15 protein-coding genes are annotated in these 17,749 nt (G+C 53.1%); 5 read left to right on the top strand and 10 right to left on the bottom strand.

The window, feature by feature from the left end; translation table 11 throughout:
- Positions 1-321 (bottom strand): Cd(II)/Pb(II)-responsive transcriptional regulator (cadR, locus tag NA619_RS18070; RefSeq protein ID WP_255963185.1); only part of this gene is annotated, 321 nt, incomplete at its 3' end.
- 92 nt (positions 322-413) lie between these two features.
- Between cadR and NA619_RS18065 the strand changes: the two genes are divergently transcribed.
- The gene (locus NA619_RS18065; protein WP_003292661.1) at positions 414-1,304 is read left to right on the top strand and encodes a cation transporter; all 891 of its coding nucleotides are present in this window, start codon (positions 414-416) and stop codon (positions 1,302-1,304) included.
- An 86-nt stretch (positions 1,305-1,390) separates the two neighbouring features.
- Here NA619_RS18065 and NA619_RS18060 read toward each other — a convergent pair whose 3' ends face one another.
- The 4 genes from NA619_RS18060 to NA619_RS18045 are packed head-to-tail and all read right to left on the bottom strand — an operon-like array spanning position 1,391 to position 5,160.
- The gene (locus NA619_RS18060) at positions 1,391-2,023 is read right to left on the bottom strand and encodes an HAD family hydrolase (RefSeq protein WP_003292660.1); all 633 of its coding nucleotides are present in this window, start codon (positions 2,021-2,023) and stop codon (positions 1,391-1,393) included.
- 57 nt (positions 2,024-2,080) lie between these two features.
- On the bottom strand, positions 2,081-3,394 hold the full coding sequence (locus NA619_RS18055; RefSeq protein WP_127839250.1) for a three-Cys-motif partner protein TcmP: 1,314 nt from the start codon (positions 3,392-3,394) through the stop codon (positions 2,081-2,083).
- 21 nt (positions 3,395-3,415) lie between these two features.
- Positions 3,416-4,159, bottom strand: coding sequence for a phage Gp37/Gp68 family protein (locus NA619_RS18050; RefSeq protein ID WP_127839249.1), 744 nt, complete (start codon positions 4,157-4,159; stop codon positions 3,416-3,418).
- A 29-nt stretch (positions 4,160-4,188) separates the two neighbouring features.
- Positions 4,189-5,160: a site-specific integrase gene (locus NA619_RS18045; RefSeq protein ID WP_127839248.1), complete on the bottom strand. Its 972-nt coding sequence runs from the start codon at positions 5,158-5,160 to the stop codon at positions 4,189-4,191.
- A gap of 179 nt (positions 5,161-5,339) precedes the next feature.
- Between NA619_RS18045 and NA619_RS18040 the strand changes: the two genes are divergently transcribed.
- Positions 5,340-6,326 (top strand): DNA-binding protein, encoded by a 987-nt coding sequence (locus NA619_RS18040; RefSeq protein ID WP_127839247.1) that lies wholly within the window; start codon positions 5,340-5,342, stop codon positions 6,324-6,326.
- Positions 6,327-6,503: 177 nt separating this feature from the next.
- Here the strand turns inward: NA619_RS18040 and NA619_RS18035 are convergent, their stop codons facing one another.
- Positions 6,504-6,782 carry a helix-turn-helix domain-containing protein gene (locus tag NA619_RS18035; RefSeq protein ID WP_127839246.1) on the bottom strand — a complete coding sequence of 93 codons (279 nt, stop codon included), beginning with the start codon at positions 6,780-6,782 and terminating at the stop codon, positions 6,504-6,506.
- A gap of 87 nt (positions 6,783-6,869) precedes the next feature.
- On the opposite strand from NA619_RS18035, the gene NA619_RS18030 reads away from it, so the two are divergent.
- Both NA619_RS18030 and NA619_RS18025 read left to right on the top strand, forming a co-directional pair.
- A complete protein-coding gene (locus NA619_RS18030) occupies positions 6,870-7,298 on the top strand; it encodes a hypothetical protein (RefSeq protein ID WP_127839245.1) in 429 nt (142 codons plus the stop codon).
- A 228-nt stretch (positions 7,299-7,526) separates the two neighbouring features.
- A complete protein-coding gene (locus tag NA619_RS18025) occupies positions 7,527-8,330 on the top strand; it encodes an inositol monophosphatase family protein (protein ID WP_127839244.1) in 804 nt (267 codons plus the stop codon).
- A 1,745-nt stretch (positions 8,331-10,075) separates the two neighbouring features.
- Here the strand turns inward: NA619_RS18025 and NA619_RS18015 are convergent.
- The 4 genes from NA619_RS18015 to NA619_RS18000 form a co-directional block, all read right to left on the bottom strand.
- Positions 10,076-11,149: a TniQ family protein gene (locus NA619_RS18015; protein WP_164863209.1), complete on the bottom strand. Its 1,074-nt coding sequence runs from the start codon at positions 11,147-11,149 to the stop codon at positions 10,076-10,078.
- 32 nt (positions 11,150-11,181) lie between these two features.
- Entirely contained in the window at positions 11,182-12,036 is an 855-nt protein-coding gene (locus tag NA619_RS18010; RefSeq protein WP_127839242.1) for a TniB family NTP-binding protein, read from the bottom strand.
- 3 nt (positions 12,037-12,039) lie between these two features.
- Positions 12,040-13,833, bottom strand: a complete 1,794-nt coding sequence (locus NA619_RS18005) for a Mu transposase C-terminal domain-containing protein (protein ID WP_127839241.1) — start codon at positions 13,831-13,833, stop codon at positions 12,040-12,042.
- Between the two features lie 300 nt (positions 13,834-14,133).
- Entirely contained in the window at positions 14,134-16,329 is a 2,196-nt protein-coding gene (locus NA619_RS18000) for an FAD-dependent oxidoreductase (protein ID WP_255963184.1), read from the bottom strand.
- A 358-nt stretch (positions 16,330-16,687) separates the two neighbouring features.
- Between NA619_RS18000 and NA619_RS17995 the strand changes: the two genes are divergently transcribed.
- Positions 16,688-17,701, top strand: coding sequence for an SDR family oxidoreductase (locus NA619_RS17995; RefSeq protein ID WP_255963183.1), 1,014 nt, complete (start codon positions 16,688-16,690; stop codon positions 17,699-17,701).
- Positions 17,702-17,749: the final 48 nt, after the last annotated feature.

Genomic DNA, 17,749 nt, shown 5'->3' with positions numbered 1-17,749 from the left:
TGAAACGAGTTGTCGTTCGAGTGATTGCAGAGCGGTTATCTGGGATCTGACTTGAGAAATGTGATCATCGAGTAAGGCATTGACGGCCGTACAAGGCTGGCGAGGGTCATCCTGGTAGCTTTGGAGTGCGTGAATCTCTGGAAGTGACAGATTCAAGATTCGGCAGCGCCGGATGAAAGCTAGCCGCTCGCCATGCTTCTCGTTGTAAACCCGATAGCCGTTCGCCTGGCGATCAGGCGGTGGCAACAAGCCCTGCTGCTCATAGAAGCGGATCGTCTGTGTATCAATCCCTATTAGCCTTGCTAACTGACCAATGCGCATCGTGTGAATCCTCATCGGCTCTGCGTTATTGACCTTATAGTAGCTATAAGGCTTTTAATGATCCCATCTTCGATTTCAAGTGGAGCCGTATCATGAGCAAGTCCGATGGTCCCTGCGGCTGCGATGCGACACCAGCCGCTGATGCCGATATGCAAAACCCTTCCGATACGACGGGGCAATGGGTCAGTGTTTACGCCGTGCCCAAGATGGATTGTCCATCAGAAGAGCGAATGATCCGCTTGGCGCTGAATGGTTTGGACGGAGTTCGGAAGCTGACTTTTGATCTGTCGGACCGTCGGTTAGATGTCATGCATGACAGTGCCGTTGAGCCCATAACCAAAAAGCTGGCGACGTTAGGGCTAGGCGCCACTCTTCAGAAAACTGTCGCGGCAGACCCTGAGATGATCAAAGCCGCCGAGAATCCGGCGAACTCTACACAGGAATCCCGCTCCCTACGTTTACTGTTAGGCATCAACGCCTTCATGTTCGTGGTAGAGATGACTGCTGGCCTGATTGCCAGGTCCGCGGGTCTGATTGCCGATTCGCTCGACATGTTCGCTGACGCGGCAGTGTACGGCCTGGCCCTTTATGCGGTTGGGCGCAGCGTCAATCTGCAGGTGCGTGCTGCACACCTTGCTGGTGTGCTCCAGCTGATTTTGGCCCTCGGCGTGCTCGTAGAGGTGATCAGACGCTTTATATTCGGCAGCGAGCCCGAGTCGCTGATAATGATGGCCGTCGCGTTCCTGGCATTGCTCGCCAACACGGGTTGTTTGCTGCTGATTTCCAAACACCGGGAAGGTGGTGCTCACATGAAAGCGAGCTGGATATTCTCCGCCAATGATGTGGTCATCAACATGGGCGTCATAGTCGCCGGAGCGCTCGTCGCTTGGACTGGGTCCAACTACCCAGACCTGATTATCGGTACCGTCGTGGGATTCATCGTTCTCAACGGCGCTCGGCGTATTCTGGCGCTCAAGGGTTGAAGGAGCTCCCGTTACAGAAAAAGGGTGTCTTCATGCCTGTAAGCCATCCGGGTCTAGCGGCGTCAGCTAAAACTGGCGACGCCGCTTTAGCCGTTGGCGGATGGTGGGTATTGCAGAACGTGGGCTGCAAAGTCCATCAGCGAGACGAAGCCGCACTGATCGGCTTTTCCTTCACGCTGTAGGTGGTAGCCCCGCATGCCTTGCCCAATTGGACCAAGCATATCGGCTTGCAACGTGTCACCGATCATTGCGATAGCGGAGGCTTCGCAGCCAAGCTGTTCGATCATCTGACGATAGATTGCGGGCTCAGGCTTTATTGTCCCAACCTCAAAGCTCCATCCGTAAACATCGAACGACGGCAGTAACAGTTTGGCCGGAATCGCATATGGGGCTGCGAGATTGGAGCACAACGCGAGATTCAGGCCGGCGTCCTTTAGCTGATTTAGCGACTCCAACGCATCATCGAAAAGGCGAACGCTGGCCAGCTCGGTGAAAAGGTCGCTTTCAAGGCTAGCTAACTCAGAGTTGCTCAACTGCGCACCGAAATAATCGGCAGCTCCAGCCAAGCCCAGATTTCGAGTCATCAGAGTCCGTGCGTCATCCGGCCTTGGTGTTTTGCCCTGAAGCCGCAGGTTCTGCATCAGTTGGCGGAAAGGATGGCGGCGCTCACCTATCTGGAGAAGCGTGCCAAACACATCGAAAACTACTGCTTGTATCATGCCGGTACCTCTACCGTTGGAGGCGAACCGCCCACCCGAAGAGCGATGCCGCCCCTCTCAGTTTTCTGAACTGGATTTCTTCAGAGGTGGCACGAAGAAGATGGGTCTTTGCGGGGGCGCTATCAGGATATCTGTCGACTTGATGCTTGTGCCTTTTCGACGCCTTGTTTTGCCGTTCTTGTCGACCGCCAGCAGATCACCGGTCGCGACAGCAATGTCGAGTGCCTGCTTTACGCGAAGCTCGTCAGCCATGGTGTAGTTGGTCAATCCGCTCATCAGGCCCAAAAAAGGTTGCCGTTCTACCTCGTAGACCTGTTTGGGCAAGAGCTCCGAAAGTTCTCCTCGGATGCGGTCATTGGTAGCATCGTCGAAATAATGCTCATCCAACAGCAAATCGTGCTGACCTGTCACGGCGATATCCCGATTGGCGTCGTAGCCGAAAAAGCTGGAAGGCGACAGCATATGGGAAAAGTTGTTGCCGTATTTCCAGTGGATCTTCTTCATCACATCGTTAGCGCGGTAGTTGTTCGCCAGATGGATAAACCAATAGGCCATCGGGTTGCTGCCGGCCGGACGAATGAAGAAGACGGTCATGTACTGGGCACCGCTTTCCTGCTTGATCCCCTCGGACAGATAGCGCTGGATCAGGTATTGCCAGCTCCGTGGCTGATGCGCCTTCAGCTGTTTAAGCATGTCCCATGGCACATGCTGATCCAAGCCGATATTTGCAATGGCTTTCCGGTTCGCTTGGCGGTCGGCTAGATACGTAACCAAAAAATCGACATTGAAGGTCAGCAGGACCTCGGCTTTGTTGAGATTCTGGAAAATCCATTTGATCTTAGGGAACGGCACATCGCCATAACCGTACTGATCCAGCAGGAAGAGCACACGCTCACCCTTGCCGAAATGCTTGAGCTTTTGAGCGATGGTCGGCAATGCTTCTGTGAATTCAGCGCTATGCAGATGCACATCCTGGCCAAGCCGAGGAGCATGACCACGCGCGGCCAATACTGAATGCAAGCAGGCAATGTTCTCGGGCTTCACATCCACGAAATAGTGCTGGGAGCGGATGGGGCGCGGCTTGATGCGCTCTAGGTTGTTGCGGACCTCCGAAGCCTGAATCGCCTCCAGTGCAATCACGGGAGAGCCGAAGTGATTCCGACCTAAGCCGTCGTGGTAGATACCTCCACCACTGAAGCCATCGACGATCGACAAGCCCAGTTCTGGCATCAGTTGGTTGCGCATCAGCACGTCGATGTAAGTCTGGATGTACTCATCGATGATCTGATGTTTGATCTTGCTGTGCGGGTCGATGGTTGGGAAGGTTTGTGTACCCCAATCCCAACGGTATTTCTCATCATCCTTGGCCATGCCGTATTCCTTGTGCTGGTATCAGGCGAGGTTGAGCAGCGGGATTTCATCCCAGGTCTGGCCGTTCAACAGTCGACCGTTGGCTTTCTTCGAGCGTTTCACCCCATCAGCACCCCATCCGCCCCATTGCTTGAAGAAGAAAGCTGAGCCAGAGGCGTCGCACTGGCGATGAATATTGTCGACCCATTCTTGTTTCATCGGGCGGGCCTTAGGCCCCGACTCGCCGCCGACAATGACCCAGTGGATATCGGTCAGGTCCAGCTCACCCAAATTTTCCAACAGCGGCTCGGCAGAGAGGAAGCGAATCGTGGCATCAACTTGGCGTAGACAGTCGATCCTTGGCACACCATATTCGCGGTCCTCAACCGACACGCCCAGCCAGGCATTCGCTGGAGGTGTCCGTTTACTGAAATATTCGGCCAGGCGCTCGGCACGCTTGGTCAGGATCTGGAAGGTGTGTTGGGAAGCTTTTTGGATCACCTCGAATACCTGGTCGATGTATTCGTCCGGTACATGCTCGTGGAACAGGTCAGACATCGAGTTGACGAAGTAAATGGTCGGTTTCTTGCGCTGTAGCGGCTCCTGCAACTTTTCCGGCCGCAGGCTCAGGCGAAAGCCGTTCTCGTAACCCGGCGTTCCCATGGCCTGCAGCCGATAGGCCATGTTCTCCGCATAGCAGTGTTTGCATCCGGGCGACACCTTGGTGCAACCCACGATGGGGTTCCAGGTCATTTCCGTCCATTCGATGCTGGTCTGCGTACTCATTTCACCGTCACTCCTGTCGTGCAGCGATGTTAGTGAGAAGCTGGCAGCTGAGTCAAAGTGCCAGCATTGAATTCAACAGCGGGCCTGACCGCCAGGCCACCAAATGAAATAGCGGGATCGATGTACCGCATGGCCGACTTGATGTCTTTCCAGCCCACATAGGTCATCAAGGCCTTGAGGTCCCATCCATTGGCCGAGGCCCACGTAGCAAAGCCGCGGCGCAAGGAGTGGCTGGTATACAGTTCAGCGGGAATTCCGGCGCGTTGCAGAATCTGGCGCAGCAAGCTGATCAGGCTACCCGGATGTAAAGCATCCTCGCTGAGATGCCCCCAGCGATCCAGGCGGCGGAACACGGCTCCTCGAACGATACCTGCAGCATTGATCCAGTCGAGATAGGCCTGTACCGGGCATAGTCGCTTTAGCGCCGGCGTGTAGTGCGTCGTACCGAGGTTTTCTCGGTCGCCCTTGCTCTGCGGCAGGAACAGACGCATGCCTGCGCCTGTTTCGGCCTGAATATGCTCGACCTGCAACCGGCAGAGCTCATCACTGCGAAAGCCCCGCCAGAAGCCGATCAGCAGCAATGCCATGTCGCGCCGGCAGCGCAACAGACTCGCTAAATCGTCCCGCATCCGAGCTCGCTCTGACTCAAGTGCCAGCCACTGTACCGCCTGTTCCAAGTGCTGCAGTTGCAAAGGGGCGGCTTGCTTGACCTGTGCCGGGTGCAGGGTGCGGATGCCCTTGAGCACCTGACGCACTGTGGGAGTCTTCGTTGGGTCGGGAAAGCCTTGGGTAATATGCCATTGAGCGAGAGCAGCCAGGCGTTGCTTCAACGTGTTCATGCTCAGCGTATCCGCATAATCCACCAAGTAGCGCACCACGCTATCGCCTGTCGCGGGCAGAAAGCCGCCCCACGACACTTCGAAGTGCTCGATGGCCGACTGATAGCTGCGGCGGGTGTTTTCCCGCGTACCGGCTTGTAGGTAGCGCCCGACGTCTTTCATCGCCCTGAGATGCCCTTTATGTACTGCAAAACGGCCACTGGACGACCGTTTGTGCCATTCATATTGAATAATTCATGATTATCCAATCTTTGACGGGCTTTAACCTAGCACAAATCCGATCGTTCAGTACCATGTAACTACATAGTATGTAATATGGTACGAAATCGTAGGAGATCAACATGGCACGCGGCGGCATTAACAAGGCGGTGGTGCAAAAGGCACGAACCGCCCTCCTCGCCCGTGGCGAGCACCCCAGCATTGATGCGATACGGATTGAGCTTGGCAATACCGGCTCAAAGACCACTATTCACCGCTACCTGAAAGAAATAGAAGAGACTGAGCGCGGCCGGCAAACGGCTCCGTCTCTCAGCGAGCAATTGGCCAACCTTGTGAACCAGCTAGCCGATCGGTTGCAGGAAGAAGCGCATGCAGCCGTCGCGGTAGAGCGGGAGCAGCTTGGCCGCGAGATGATCGATTACCGGAATCAAATTAGACAGACCGAGAACCGCCTTCAGCAATTGGAAGACCAGACGGCAATGGACGCCAAACGACTTTTCAAAACCGATAAAGAGCTAATGCATGCGAGCCAAAAACTCCAGCAGGCCGAGATTGAAATTTCCCGTCTGCAGCAAGCTAATCGAGATATGAGGGACCGAGTAAAGGATCGCGACGCACAGATCGGTTCGCTTGAGGAAAAACACAAACATGCGCGTGACGCGCTAGAGCACTACCGCCAGGCCAGCAAGGAACAGCGCGAACAAGAACAGCGCCGACATGGATCGCAGCTACAGCAATCTCAGATGGAAGTACGTCAATTGCAGCAGACGCTGATCGTCAAGCAGGACGAATTAACCCAGCTGAATCGTGACAACGAACGTCTTCTCACCGAGGCAAGACTATCGCAGAGGGATCAACAGGCCCAGAAGCGCCTGCTCGATCAGAACATTCAAGCCCGGGAAGCCCTACAGAGTCAGCTGAATGTCGCAGAAGCTGTCAAGCTGGCTTGTGAGCAACGAAATGAAGAGCTACAAACTAAACTGGACAGCTTGAGCAAGACGAAAATCAGGCAAAGCAGCCGCCAAAAGTCTCGCCGAGATGAGCGTGTAATTGGCGGCGCAGAGAAACCATCTCTGCCAGCGAAAAGAAGAAAGGGTCCAAGCGACTAGGTCAGCACCCTACCCGGACAGGGCGTAAATAGCATAACAACGGTCTCATGCGAGCTGATCTGCGTCCGGTAAGGATTACCCGCGGTGATACTAACTTCACCGCGTTCGATCGCCCATGTAGCTGCTATCAGCAGATAGCAGGTCAGCGCGGTGCGTCCTGAGAACCTTCCTTTCCATTCAGAATCCCAACTGTTTCAGCTCTGCGACCAATGTCGACTGCAGGTCGTCCGCACCCACTTGATTCTTGAGTATGTAAGTCGCCGCCACCAGCGTCACAGGGTGCATCCCGAGTAGTTTACTGAGCTCATCGAGCTTTTCCAGGGTCGGGGATTTCAATCCGCGCTCAAGCTGACTTATGTAGGTTCGGCTGCTTATGCGAGTGAAATCTTCTTGCGTTCGTCCTGCGGCCTGCCTCGAAATTCTGAGGGCCTGCCCGAATGCCGTATTCAGTTCCATTTGCCATACCTGCAAAAGGAACTATAAAGCGATGTTGAACGCTATAATGCTACAAACTATAGTGTTCATTTGCGAAGGTATGCCACCATGTTCCTCACGTTTGATCACGCGGAAGTCCCTGTAGGCTCTCTTCTACGTGGGGCCCATACATGGCGGTACGTTGAGTATCTTGCCTCCTTCCCCTATTTTCATGTCTCTGCGGTTGATCAAGATGACGAGGGCATACGCCCAACGACCTTACTGATCTATACGGTGCAGGACCTCGTGGATTTGGCTGCCGCGAAAACCAATGGATGGAAAATTGAGCAAGTCCAGCTTGTTAGTCCGGGACGTATGAACGGCACTGGTGAATGGCGGATGGATGAGCTCAGGGCAGTCGAGGGTACAGATCTGGCGCGAGGAACGAGTTATGCCTATGTGCTTAAATCCGGCGCGACGTACTTTGACCATGAATCATCGAAGAACCTACCACCGCAACGCTGGCGATTGACCTTTAGCGCCGATGGCGGGAATTGAGCATGGTCCCAAGTCCCAAAGCGGACTCATAGCGTATGCCGCTAGGACTCACTGACAATCGTGCACCGGTGGAACTGAAGTCGGCTTGAGGACAACAACCACTATCGATCTCAATAGCCTATACATCAAATGTGGCTTACCAGCATACGAGCAGTTAACGGCCCCTTCCGTCATCTCCAACGCACATTGTGGCGAGCAGAGCGGGCGAATCGAATAGCGGTGTAATCTATGGACTATGTGGTCTTGCTCAATCAGGTCATCGATAGGGTCGTAGCGGCATCTGCGTTGTTGGCAGCAGAGTGGCTTCTTCCAAACGGACCCCGCGGGAGTGGTGACAAGGCCGAGGTGGACTTGGAAATTGAGTGCTTTCTGCGCCGCGATTTACTCGCTCTGCTCGACTGCGACTTTTGGGGAGAAGAGACCGGCAACTCCTTGACTGGTGCGGAATACTGCTGGGTCGTCGACCCTAACGACGGCACGAGTGATTTTCTGAAGGGGCATAAGGGTTCGGCTGTTTCGGTCGGTCTCCTGCGGAACGCGGTACCTGTACTGGGCGTGGTTTGTGCCCCTGTCACTGAGGACCGCGGAGCCGACTGCATCGCATGGGCAGAAGGCTTGAATACCGTCCTCCGCAACGACCTAGAAGTTTCATGGAGACTAAATGATCGGGACCTAGATAAACAAAGCAAGGTAATGGTGAGCATGGCTGCGGCTGCGAAGCCAAGTGTAAATGCTGAGCTGTGTGCACCGGCCGACTTTGTCGCCATGCCGAGCATCGCTTATCGCTTAGCGCGAGTAGCGGCCGGGGATGGAATAGCGGCCGTTTCGCTTGTAACAGTGTCCGCACACGATGTTGTCGCAGGTCACGCACTGCTAAAGGGAGCTGGCGGTGTATTGCTCAATCAGGAGGGCAAAACGGTCGGCTATCAAACGAAAGCAAATCTCACCGAAGTTGCACAGCGTTGCTTTGGTGGCGCCCCATCCGCGTGCCGAAAGCTGATTCTTCGCGACTGGGGAAAAGTGTTCGAGTAGGTAACGCTAAAAGCATGACTCGCTCAGCGGCTTGAAGACGCGTTTTAACCATGCGCTAGATAGCAGCAACGTTTCGCCCTGCTCGAAACATCGCAACGCAACCTACCAAGGCTTTTCGCTACGCCCTGAGCTCAGCACAGCCATTTTCAGCCCTGCCCCAAGGAGCAGGCTGCGAAGACGAGTACTCGGAGTGCCGTTATGACCCATGACCCCATGAGGCAATGGCTCGGGTAGCGCAGACAGGTGAATGGCCTAATAGGGTCTGCTCCGTCAGCACGACCGCCCGCAAGAGCCAAAAGCCCAAAAGCCAATCGATTCCGGTTTTGATCTGCACATTTATTTGCATATAACTTCAGGGCTGCGACGCCAGCAATAACGGTCCCTTCAAGGACTTTTTGCCGTCGCCGATGCATGTTTATCTGCAGATTTTTAATCGCATTTTTCCAAAAAGACAGCGCTCGACCCGCTAACAGTCGGACCATCCGAATCATTTGCCGGCCAGTTCCCATTCAATTCTTCGTGGACATGGATTAGAGCTGTGCTAGAAGAACAATCCTGAGTAACTCCGAGTGATTCGATGCCAGGGTCGTGCCTTATCCAAACGAAAAGCTTGGGTTGGCAGTCATTGTAGATAACTTCGAACGGGATGCCGATTTTATTGGTAAGGAGCAGGTATCGCCGTCGTCTGGAGTTTCGAGTATTTGGCGTCTCTCCAGGAGGCACGTAGAAGGGGGCGTGCTTCCCTCATGGATACCGTATTGTTTCAGGTCTTCTGGTTACTTTTGTTTGCGCCGCAGCTGGTTGGTTTGAGGCGGACGTGTACTACGTTCCGGTCAGGGCAATTGAGATCTTGCGAGAACGTCCAATGATTGGGGCTGTGGTCTTCCAGACCCAGCGGGCAGAACCAGCGATAAGCTAGTTCAGATGCACCTCGCCGCTCATCACCGCTCAGAGCGGATGCCATAACAGGGGTCGATAAAAAACGCGCACCATCATCTCAGCCTCAATTGGGGGCGACCAAATGGGCTGTAGATACCCACAGGCCTCTAAGATTCAAGCCTTGTATGATGCTTCTACGGATATACTGGGCAGTACGTAATCTTCCGATTTGACCGAGTATCATAGCTGCTGCTGTTCTCTCTTTAACTGTCCATAATAGTATTCGGCTCCAGGCGTGCTAATAAAGCAACAGCCAATGGCATAAGGAACCCACTAATTTTTCAGCAGCGGCGGCCCGATACAGCCATTCACTTCTGAGTACTTTAAAGTCAGTGCGAACATTCTGGCGCTTGGCTTAACGATACTGAGGAGCTGGGGGCCCATTGTACTTTGGGGACTCTCGAGCACTCGAGCTGTGCAATATGTGATCATATGCATTCAGAAACAGAACCTGCCGAAGTATCATATAGGTCGGAATGACGGAGCGAGTACACCTGCCCTTCAAGTACGCAGCACCTCAGCCCCACCCATATTGAATGAACTATCATCAAGTGCTCTGAAGACCACTGGGATAGTTACGTATCAAGATGAGTACCGCTATATAAAACTTCCCTGGGAAGGCCTAGCTTAGGCCCGAACTTGAAATGGGAAAAAACGGTACCGCCAGTCATTGCTATTTCAATATCGCTCAGCTTATATCTGCCGCACTTTCAAGCTTGAAGCATGGCAGATGGCGATAATAATATAAACAAACTTCTGAATGAACGCCTATTACCAATAACTGCTTTAAATCTACCTTAGGATCGTTACGAGCATCTTATCTGATGCCACTGACTAGGTGAGTTAAAGCCTGTTTTATTGTTCGTAATTACGTGATTAAGGAAGCGTGAAGCCCAATCTATCGTGGTTTTTGTTTTGGCCGCCTTTAAAAAGGGCGATAGTACATTACAGACTTGCCTGTTGTTTTCCACATGAAGTACGGAATCGACCAAATCTGCTAACGAACGCGGCCACAGAAATCCTCTCTGGCGCGACAGCTTGTCTAGCCAAGCAATTTCATCATCACTATACAAACCGACAAGATTGCCAAGCAGAAGCAATGCACACATTCTCTGAGCCGGAAGCCCTGTCAACCATCCTATATCTTCCAATTTATCAACAGGGACGTAATCGGGATACCACGAATCCCGACGATAACCAAACAAGTATCTAGCCAAGCCCCGTTTATATTTGCGTGACGGAACTCGAAGCAGCCGTTTAAGTAAGAGATCGACACACTGTAACATTTCCCTAGCGTGCGGGTGAGTAAGGTTATTTCTGGATAAAACATAGAGACGATTTATCCAGAGCTGAACTCGAATAGCCAGAAAGTTACGGATTAAGACGAGTGTCGTTTCGCTTTGAAACTTTCGACTCCCAAAATCACCAAGATTTTCATCCAGACTAACAAAAGCGGCGCATGCTTTAGCCGGACTAACATCTGCAGACACCGAGAGCAGACGTTTATGTATGAGGCAAAACGGAGCATGGACGTAGCACCAACTTCGACGCCACGCAGGTAGGCCAAAATGAGTAATATCATCCTTTAAACACTCTGCACAGTAGGCTGAGCGAAACATTGGGTCGAGGAGATTTTTTTGTTCGTAACCGAAAAGCTTATCGACAGCTTGGGCTGATAACTTGTAATGTTTGACAATTTTCTTAAATAGCTCATTTGATATGTCAAAATCAAACGACGGGTTCGAAAGATCACTTCCTGAGTTCAGGTCCAGTGCTTTGGGTATGAACACTAATCCGTCCAAATCAAGAGTAGTGATCACCTCGCATGATGGATCATAAGCGCAGCGATAGGTCCAGGACGCGATTGTTTCATCGTGCACAATACGAGGACCTTTCCAATATCGTTGCACAGTTAGTAACTCCAACGCGTCGCAAAACCCTTTTCAATCAGTTCTTTGGTTATCTTTTCCTCACCGGTCAATACGGCCTGTATAGCTGCCCATTTTACGCCCTTGACCACAAAGTCCATCACGCCGTTAGAGTGAAGCAGCAATGTCTTCGCTATATCATCTCTGTATAGCCTTGAGTCTTCTCTGAGCGGTAGCTCGTTTTCCCAAGAGGCCAGAAAATTTCGAAACTCATCGTCCAACGTCCAACGCTGAAGCTCCAAGATTTCGTAGCGGCGGCTGAGTTGAGCATCGACACTCAAAGCATTTTTTGCAGCTGAGGTGCCAAAAGCGATAATTGATAGTCGATAAGGAGCTCCTGACAATGCCTTGATCAAGAGCAGATTCCGCTCTTGCTCGCCTCTACTGACTGTAAGAGAAGATTGCATTTCATCTATAATCAGAGCTCTAATATTACTTTGACGTACGTATTTGACGATGTCTGGAGGCAAAAGTGCTCTCGTAGTTGCTCGCCCGGGTAAGATAGGCACACCTAACGCGCTCATAACGAGGTCGCTAAATTTGAGCATTCCGGGATTATCTGCCAAAGACATGAATCTAATTGCCTCACTTCGGTCTTTTGAAGACATTTTCAGTTCATTAATCAGCGCAGTTTTTCCGAACCCGCCCTCTCCGCACACAAGCATACATGGAGCAGGCTCTACATCCTTAAGCTTAAGAATATTATCTACCGTCTTAGTTATACTCTGATGTCTGGGGCAACTAATCCAAATATCGCGCCCAATCACCTCGATACGTTTCAAATCAGATGCGCCGCAATATTTCTCTCGCCTGGTTTTGCGTAAGCCTTCAGCCGTCATTGTCTATTCCTTAACCGGATAAATTGTTGGAATAAACTTGCGTCCGTCTAGCTCAGACGCATCACTAAGCTCCGCCTCGGAGCTCGGTCCTGGAATATAAGAATTCGCCAGCTCATAATTCTCTTTTTTTGCTTTGCTGACATTCCTCTTTCTGATCAGCTTTTCCGCTTCAAATCTAACAGCGTAACCTTGCTCACTGGTTAGCCAAGGAGGTTGCTTAGTAGGCTTGCTCGCCAGCATCACCTCTGCAAGGCTCATGTCCGGTCTGGTCATGCCATAATCAGCTTCTATATAATTGTTATCTATATACGCCCATATTTTTTTCATTTTGAAGGGATCATATTTAATGATTACATCTTTTCTGCCAACATGAAGCGCCAATGCCTGAGATGAATAAAAATTTCTTTTAAACTGAATTCCTCTGGAGGTGATGCTTCTCCGGTCTTCTGGCATAAAATCAAGCTTGAACTTAAACGGGTCAGCGATGAGGGGTGGGTAAATGGGGCTACCGTTATCGGTTTGGAAAGCTTCGAACCAAACGTTAGCGGGAGATCGGCCTTGAAGGCCTCTATGGGATGTATTGTGGTAAATCTCGATTTGCAGGGTCAGCCAAACTAATAGCCTAGGGAAAGTTACAGTGGCATTTATTTCGCCTTGAGGCCTTTGGCTGACACTCGACATAGTAGTCCCAGGTAGGGAGTGTACTTTTCGCATCAATGTCCCAATGACACGCTCCACAATACCACCCCAATGTTTTTTCCCTATGGGTCGCCATTCTACCCGAATATTATTTAGGGAGCAGGCTCGTACAAATTTTGAACTACGAAATTCAACAGCATTATCAACAAATATCAACTCTGGTTTGCCATAGAAAGGGTAAGTTGCCGAGCTTGCTCCGATCGCATTTAGAAAGCTAGCTTTTGTAAAGCACGCCATCGATAACGCTGCTGCAACTGATACCGCCGATGGCGGATGTAGAGCAAGATAAAAGCCTAGTATTACTCGTGTATAGCTGTCGATCACGACCGTGAGCCAAGGTCTCACTGCACGCTCACCGTCTTCGGTACCTGCCAATAATATATCGACTTCCGTGTGATCAATCTGCACTTGTTCCAGCGGGCGAGATAATACTAACTTACCGGTTTTGAGCCCTAACTTTTCCTTGGCATAATCAGCGCCGTGGATCGCGGTCATTTTCTCGAGCGGACTGAGCTTTCTAACCCTACGCTGCACGGTGCTCAGGCTGGGCGGGGATAATTCTAATCGCCTGCACTCTTCAATTATACTGAGGTGAATTTTTTTTACTGTAGCGCCTTTCCCTCTATAATTTTTTGAAATTGCGGCATCCATAACTGCCTCAACCGGCGCCTGTAATGCGCTAAGACCCAACTTTCTCCCTTTTTTATTCGCCAGTAAAGCCATGACGCCGTCCTCCTTTGCGAAGCTACGGCGAAGTTTGTAAATTGTGGATACTGATAGATCGAGTTCTTCGGCTGCTTGAGATACGGTTATTTCATTATTGACACACTTGTTTAGTACCACATACCTCTTTTGAGCGATCTCTGCACTTTCGATAGAGGTATCGTGAAATCTGTACATTGCTTCCGAAAGTCGCGGCTTCGGAACTGAATCTTTCTCGGACAAATTAATGAGTTCTATTTCATCAATCGTAAGAACATGGCGGGATCTATCCTTTTTTAGCTGAATTTCAACCTTTCCGTTAGGCATAAGCTTATTGACGAAAGCCAGCGCTCCCAACGCGATTACAGGCATTCCCTCGGCCAAGGTGATTTCCATACCTTCTCCCGTGCTATCAACGAACCGAATACGCTTTCGGCAGAAGTCATAGAATGCGCTAGAAAAGCTGTAATCGGAGCTGATTTTCCAGCATTCAGTGAGTTTTTTATAAGATATATCGGAAAATCAATTACTTATCGGCGTGGCTAATTTCGTGACTCACCACAGAGTTGCGAGAACTCGCAGGACAGCGACACCACGGCTCACTCAGCAGCCGTGTCAGCGCAACGTGCGCCGACATCGTGAGTCTCTGAGCATCTTGTGCTCTTCGGTGCGTATTACTCCAGACGAACGCTCCGCCTAGACGGACTTCGCTGCTGACTTCACTGCAGCCTCATCGTCAGCATGTGGCTGCTCGGGTTCACGCCCACGACGCCAGCGCTGCAGTCGTTCGGCCCAGATCAGTGGACGTTTCGCGCTGTGTGCCTGCCGCCATGCATCAGCCACCGCAATGCTGGCCTCAGCCATGCTTGGATTCAAATGCACAACGCGATGCAGCTTGTTCAAGCCCAGCTTGTGCTTCATGGCAAGGACGAAAACACCCAGCGCTTCGCTAGCGCCGTCGCCTACGAAGGTCACGCCGAGGATACGGTCGCGGCCACGTTCAGTGATCACTTTGACGAATCCTCGATTGCCGGCGCTCAGGTGAGCCAGTGAGAGTTCTTCAAGATCGAGCAGCGTGACTTCGTACTCGGTTTTTGCGGCCTTTGCTTGCGCTTCGGTTACCCCGACCATGGCAACCTCCGGCGAAGTGAACGCTGCAACGGGCACCACACGATCACTAACCACAATGCGGCGCAAACCGGAGAACAGTGCATTCATCGCGGCAAACCAGGCATGGTGAGCCGCTTCATGGATTGAGGCATCAGGACCGGAAACCGCGCCTACGGCGAAGATGTTCGGGTAACGGGTGGCGAGGTATTCATCCACCTCAACGCTGCCGTCTTCGCGGGTTTTCAACTGTAAATCTTCCAGTCCAAGGTTATCCGCCTGAACCTGCCGGCCCATCGCGACCAACACTCGATCGAAGGATATCGACATATTCTGTTGATCAGCCGTTTGGCATACCAATTGGAAGGCTTCGTCCGTTCTGTCCACCTTTTGTGGGGCGTGGTCCAACAATATCTGAACGCCGTCCGCACGCATCGCGTCGCAGACAGCCTGACGCGCTTCGGGCTCCAGCCCTTCGAGCAAGTCTTGGTCCTTGCTCAGTATCGTCACTTGGCAACCCAGTCTCTGCATGGCTTGAGCCAGTTCGCAGGCATTGCGGTCGCCACCCAGTACCAGCAAACGATCCGGGCGGTCTTCGAGCTGCCAGAGGCTTTGTGGGGTAAGAGGCTCTGCGCGATCAAGGCCCGGAATATCTGGAATGAAGGGTTTGCTGCCCGTCGCCAGGATGATCGAGCGTGAGCTGATTTCGCGGTCACCGACCTGCACAGTCCAAGGGGACGTCAGCCGCGCCTCCCCGGCCATTACTTCAACGCCCATGGTTCTGTAGGCATCCGCCGTAACGCGATCCTGTGCTTCGCCAAGTGTGTGGCGTACCTGCTGCATGACCTGAGTGAAATCGACCTCCTTATTATCGCCACCCAAAGCCTCGCTCTGGCGGAGCGAGTGGGCGGTGTTGGCGGCTTTCATCAGAACTCGGGCCGGTACGCTGCCGCTGTGCAGCGCGGCACCACCTAGCCGTCCGTGCTCGATCAAGGCGACCCGGGCTTTCTTCGAGGCCGCAATACGGGCAGCCGTAAGCCCCCCGCTCCCGGCCCCGATCACCACGAGGTTATGCTCGAAATACTTGGGCTTCTGCCACCCGCGAAACGCCTTACGCGCCTTGAAGTGAGTCAGTAATCGCGTCGCGGCCAGTGGGAATACCGCCAGCAATATCAGGGTGCCGATCATGCTCGGCGAGAGAATGTCGGAAACGGATTGCAACTTCGCCAGCTGGCGTCCGGCGTTCACATAAATCGCGTTGCCCGGGAGCATTCCAGCCTGAGTCGTCCACCAGAACGTCCATACGCTCACACGAGTGAGGCCCAGTGCGGGATTGAGTAGCACGAACGGCACTAATGGAATCAACCGCAACGAGAACAGATAGAAGGAGCCGTCGCGCTCCAGGCCGCGGTTGATGCTTGCGATCTGTTTGGCGAACCGCCGCTGTACCCAGTCGCGCAACAGGAATCGGCTGATCAGCATCGCAATCAACGCGCCGACATTGCTTGCGAAGGACACCAGCAGCGTGCCGCCCATCAAACCGAACAGCGCGCCGGCCAGCAAGGTGAGAATCACCGTACCGGGGAAGGACAGCACGGTCAGCGCGACATAAGCCGTGAAAAAGATGATCCCCGCCCACCAAGGGTGCGCCTGCACCTGGTCTCGAAGCGCCCCACTCCTCGACTGAATGTTTTCGAGGGTCAGGTATTCACCGAGGTCGAACCAAAAGAAGCACACTCCCGCCACGACGAACGCAAGGATGATGAGTATTCGTGTCAGTTTCATCGCTGCCCTGCCCTCCACTGAAAGCCGACACGCACAGGCAGATTACGAATAGCTCGGTGAACCGGTACGCACAGAGGACAGGCTGAGTGGCCAGAAAATGGGCGGCAGATGATCAAAAGGAAGACTCTCGTTCGGGATGCCTATTTTCGAACCTGCCAAATGACTGGTGTTCCGATCTGGCGACGATCAGTCATGACGGCAGGATCAATCATGCAGCGCCAGGATCCTTTTCCAACCTCTATGACGCTGAACGATGAAAGACGCAGGCCGTCTAGAAAGAGGTTGCAGAGACTGCCTCTGCACGAAAGGAACTGACCAATCTGGCGAAGGGATTGCCATCCTCTGACTGGAGATTCCAATGCAATCAGACGATCACCTTCCTTCCCGCCGCAGGCTCATTCAGGGTGCTGCAGCAACACTGGCGGCTGGCGTCGCGATACCCGCCTTCGCCCAATCATCAGCGGGCGCCGCAGCGCAACCCAACTCCCCCGCTCCGTTACGTGACCCTACCAAGCTCTATGCGCAGCCGCCCTTCAAAGAGCAAAAGCAGCCATGGCCCGGGCTTGCCCGTGATATGGAACCCAGACCGGATCATGGCGAAGAAAGCTATCAGGGAAGCAACCGCCTCGCCGGCCGCAAGGCGTTGATCACCGGTGGCGACTCTGGCATAGGCCGAGCGGCCGCTATTGCGTTCGCCCGGGAAGGTGCAGACGTTGCGATCAACTATCTGCCGGATGAAGAGCCCGATGCACAGGCAGTCGTCGAGCTGATTCGCCAGGCGGGCCGCAAGGCCGTTACCTTGCCGGGCGACATTCGTGATGAGGCCTTCTGCCGCAGCCTGGCGGAGAAGGCATCCGAAGCACTGGGCGGCCTCGACATCCTCGTCAACAACGCCGCACGGCAGCAAAGTCATCCATCGATTCTCGACATCAGCAGCGAAGAGTTCGACTGGACGGTAAAAACCAATCTCTATGCGATGTTCTGGATCACTAAGGCGGCGGTGCCGCTCATGCCGGCTGGATCCTCGATCATCAATACCTCATCTGTGGTCACCTACGATCCGCCTGAAAACCTGCTCGATTACTCCATGACCAAGGCAGGCATCGTCAACTTCAGCAAGGGCTTGGCCAAACAGCTGATCGAGAAAGGCATCAGGGTGAACGCGGTGGCACCGGGCCCCTTCTGGACCCCGCTGCAGGTGTGTGGTGGTCAGACGATGGAGAACCTAACGAGCTTTGGCAGTGAATCGCCTTTGGGGCGCCCTGGGCAGCCCGCCGAGATCGCGCATATCTACGTCTATCTTGCTTCCACCGAAGCCAGCTACGTTACCGGCCAGGTCTACGGTGCCTCTGGTGGCAACGGGCACCCATGAGCACCGCGCTAGGAGCGCGCAAGAGGCAAGCAATACGTTTTTGAGTTT

The organism is Stutzerimonas stutzeri (assembly GCF_024448895.1).
GTDB lineage: Bacteria > Pseudomonadota > Gammaproteobacteria > Pseudomonadales > Pseudomonadaceae > Stutzerimonas > Stutzerimonas stutzeri_Q.
Note: the sequence above shows the minus strand (reverse complement) of the source record. Positions and strands in the feature narration are given on the sequence as shown.

Coding starts and splice junctions, on each gene's coding strand:
- NA619_RS18040 (WP_127839247.1), top strand. CDS start 5,340: ATGGCACGCGGCGGCATTAACAAGGCGGTGGTGCAAAAGGCACGAACC.
- NA619_RS18060 (WP_003292660.1), bottom strand. CDS start 2,023: ATGATACAAGCAGTAGTTTTCGATGTGTTTGGCACGCTTCTCCAGATA.
- NA619_RS18050 (WP_127839249.1), bottom strand. CDS start 4,159: ATGAGTACGCAGACCAGCATCGAATGGACGGAAATGACCTGGAACCCC.
- NA619_RS18005 (WP_127839241.1), bottom strand. CDS start 13,833: ATGGAAATCACCTTGGCCGAGGGAATGCCTGTAATCGCGTTGGGAGCG.
- NA619_RS18000 (WP_255963184.1), bottom strand. CDS start 16,329: ATGAAACTGACACGAATACTCATCATCCTTGCGTTCGTCGTGGCGGGA.
- NA619_RS18055 (WP_127839250.1), bottom strand. CDS start 3,394: ATGGCCAAGGATGATGAGAAATACCGTTGGGATTGGGGTACACAAACC.
- NA619_RS18025 (WP_127839244.1), top strand. CDS start 7,527: ATGGACTATGTGGTCTTGCTCAATCAGGTCATCGATAGGGTCGTAGCG.
- NA619_RS18010 (WP_127839242.1), bottom strand. CDS start 12,036: ATGACGGCTGAAGGCTTACGCAAAACCAGGCGAGAGAAATATTGCGGC.
- NA619_RS17995 (WP_255963183.1), top strand. CDS start 16,688: ATGCAATCAGACGATCACCTTCCTTCCCGCCGCAGGCTCATTCAGGGT.
- NA619_RS18035 (WP_127839246.1), bottom strand. CDS start 6,782: ATGGAACTGAATACGGCATTCGGGCAGGCCCTCAGAATTTCGAGGCAG.
- NA619_RS18045 (WP_127839248.1), bottom strand. CDS start 5,160: ATGAAAGACGTCGGGCGCTACCTACAAGCCGGTACGCGGGAAAACACC.
- NA619_RS18030 (WP_127839245.1), top strand. CDS start 6,870: ATGTTCCTCACGTTTGATCACGCGGAAGTCCCTGTAGGCTCTCTTCTA.
- NA619_RS18065 (WP_003292661.1), top strand. CDS start 414: ATGAGCAAGTCCGATGGTCCCTGCGGCTGCGATGCGACACCAGCCGCT.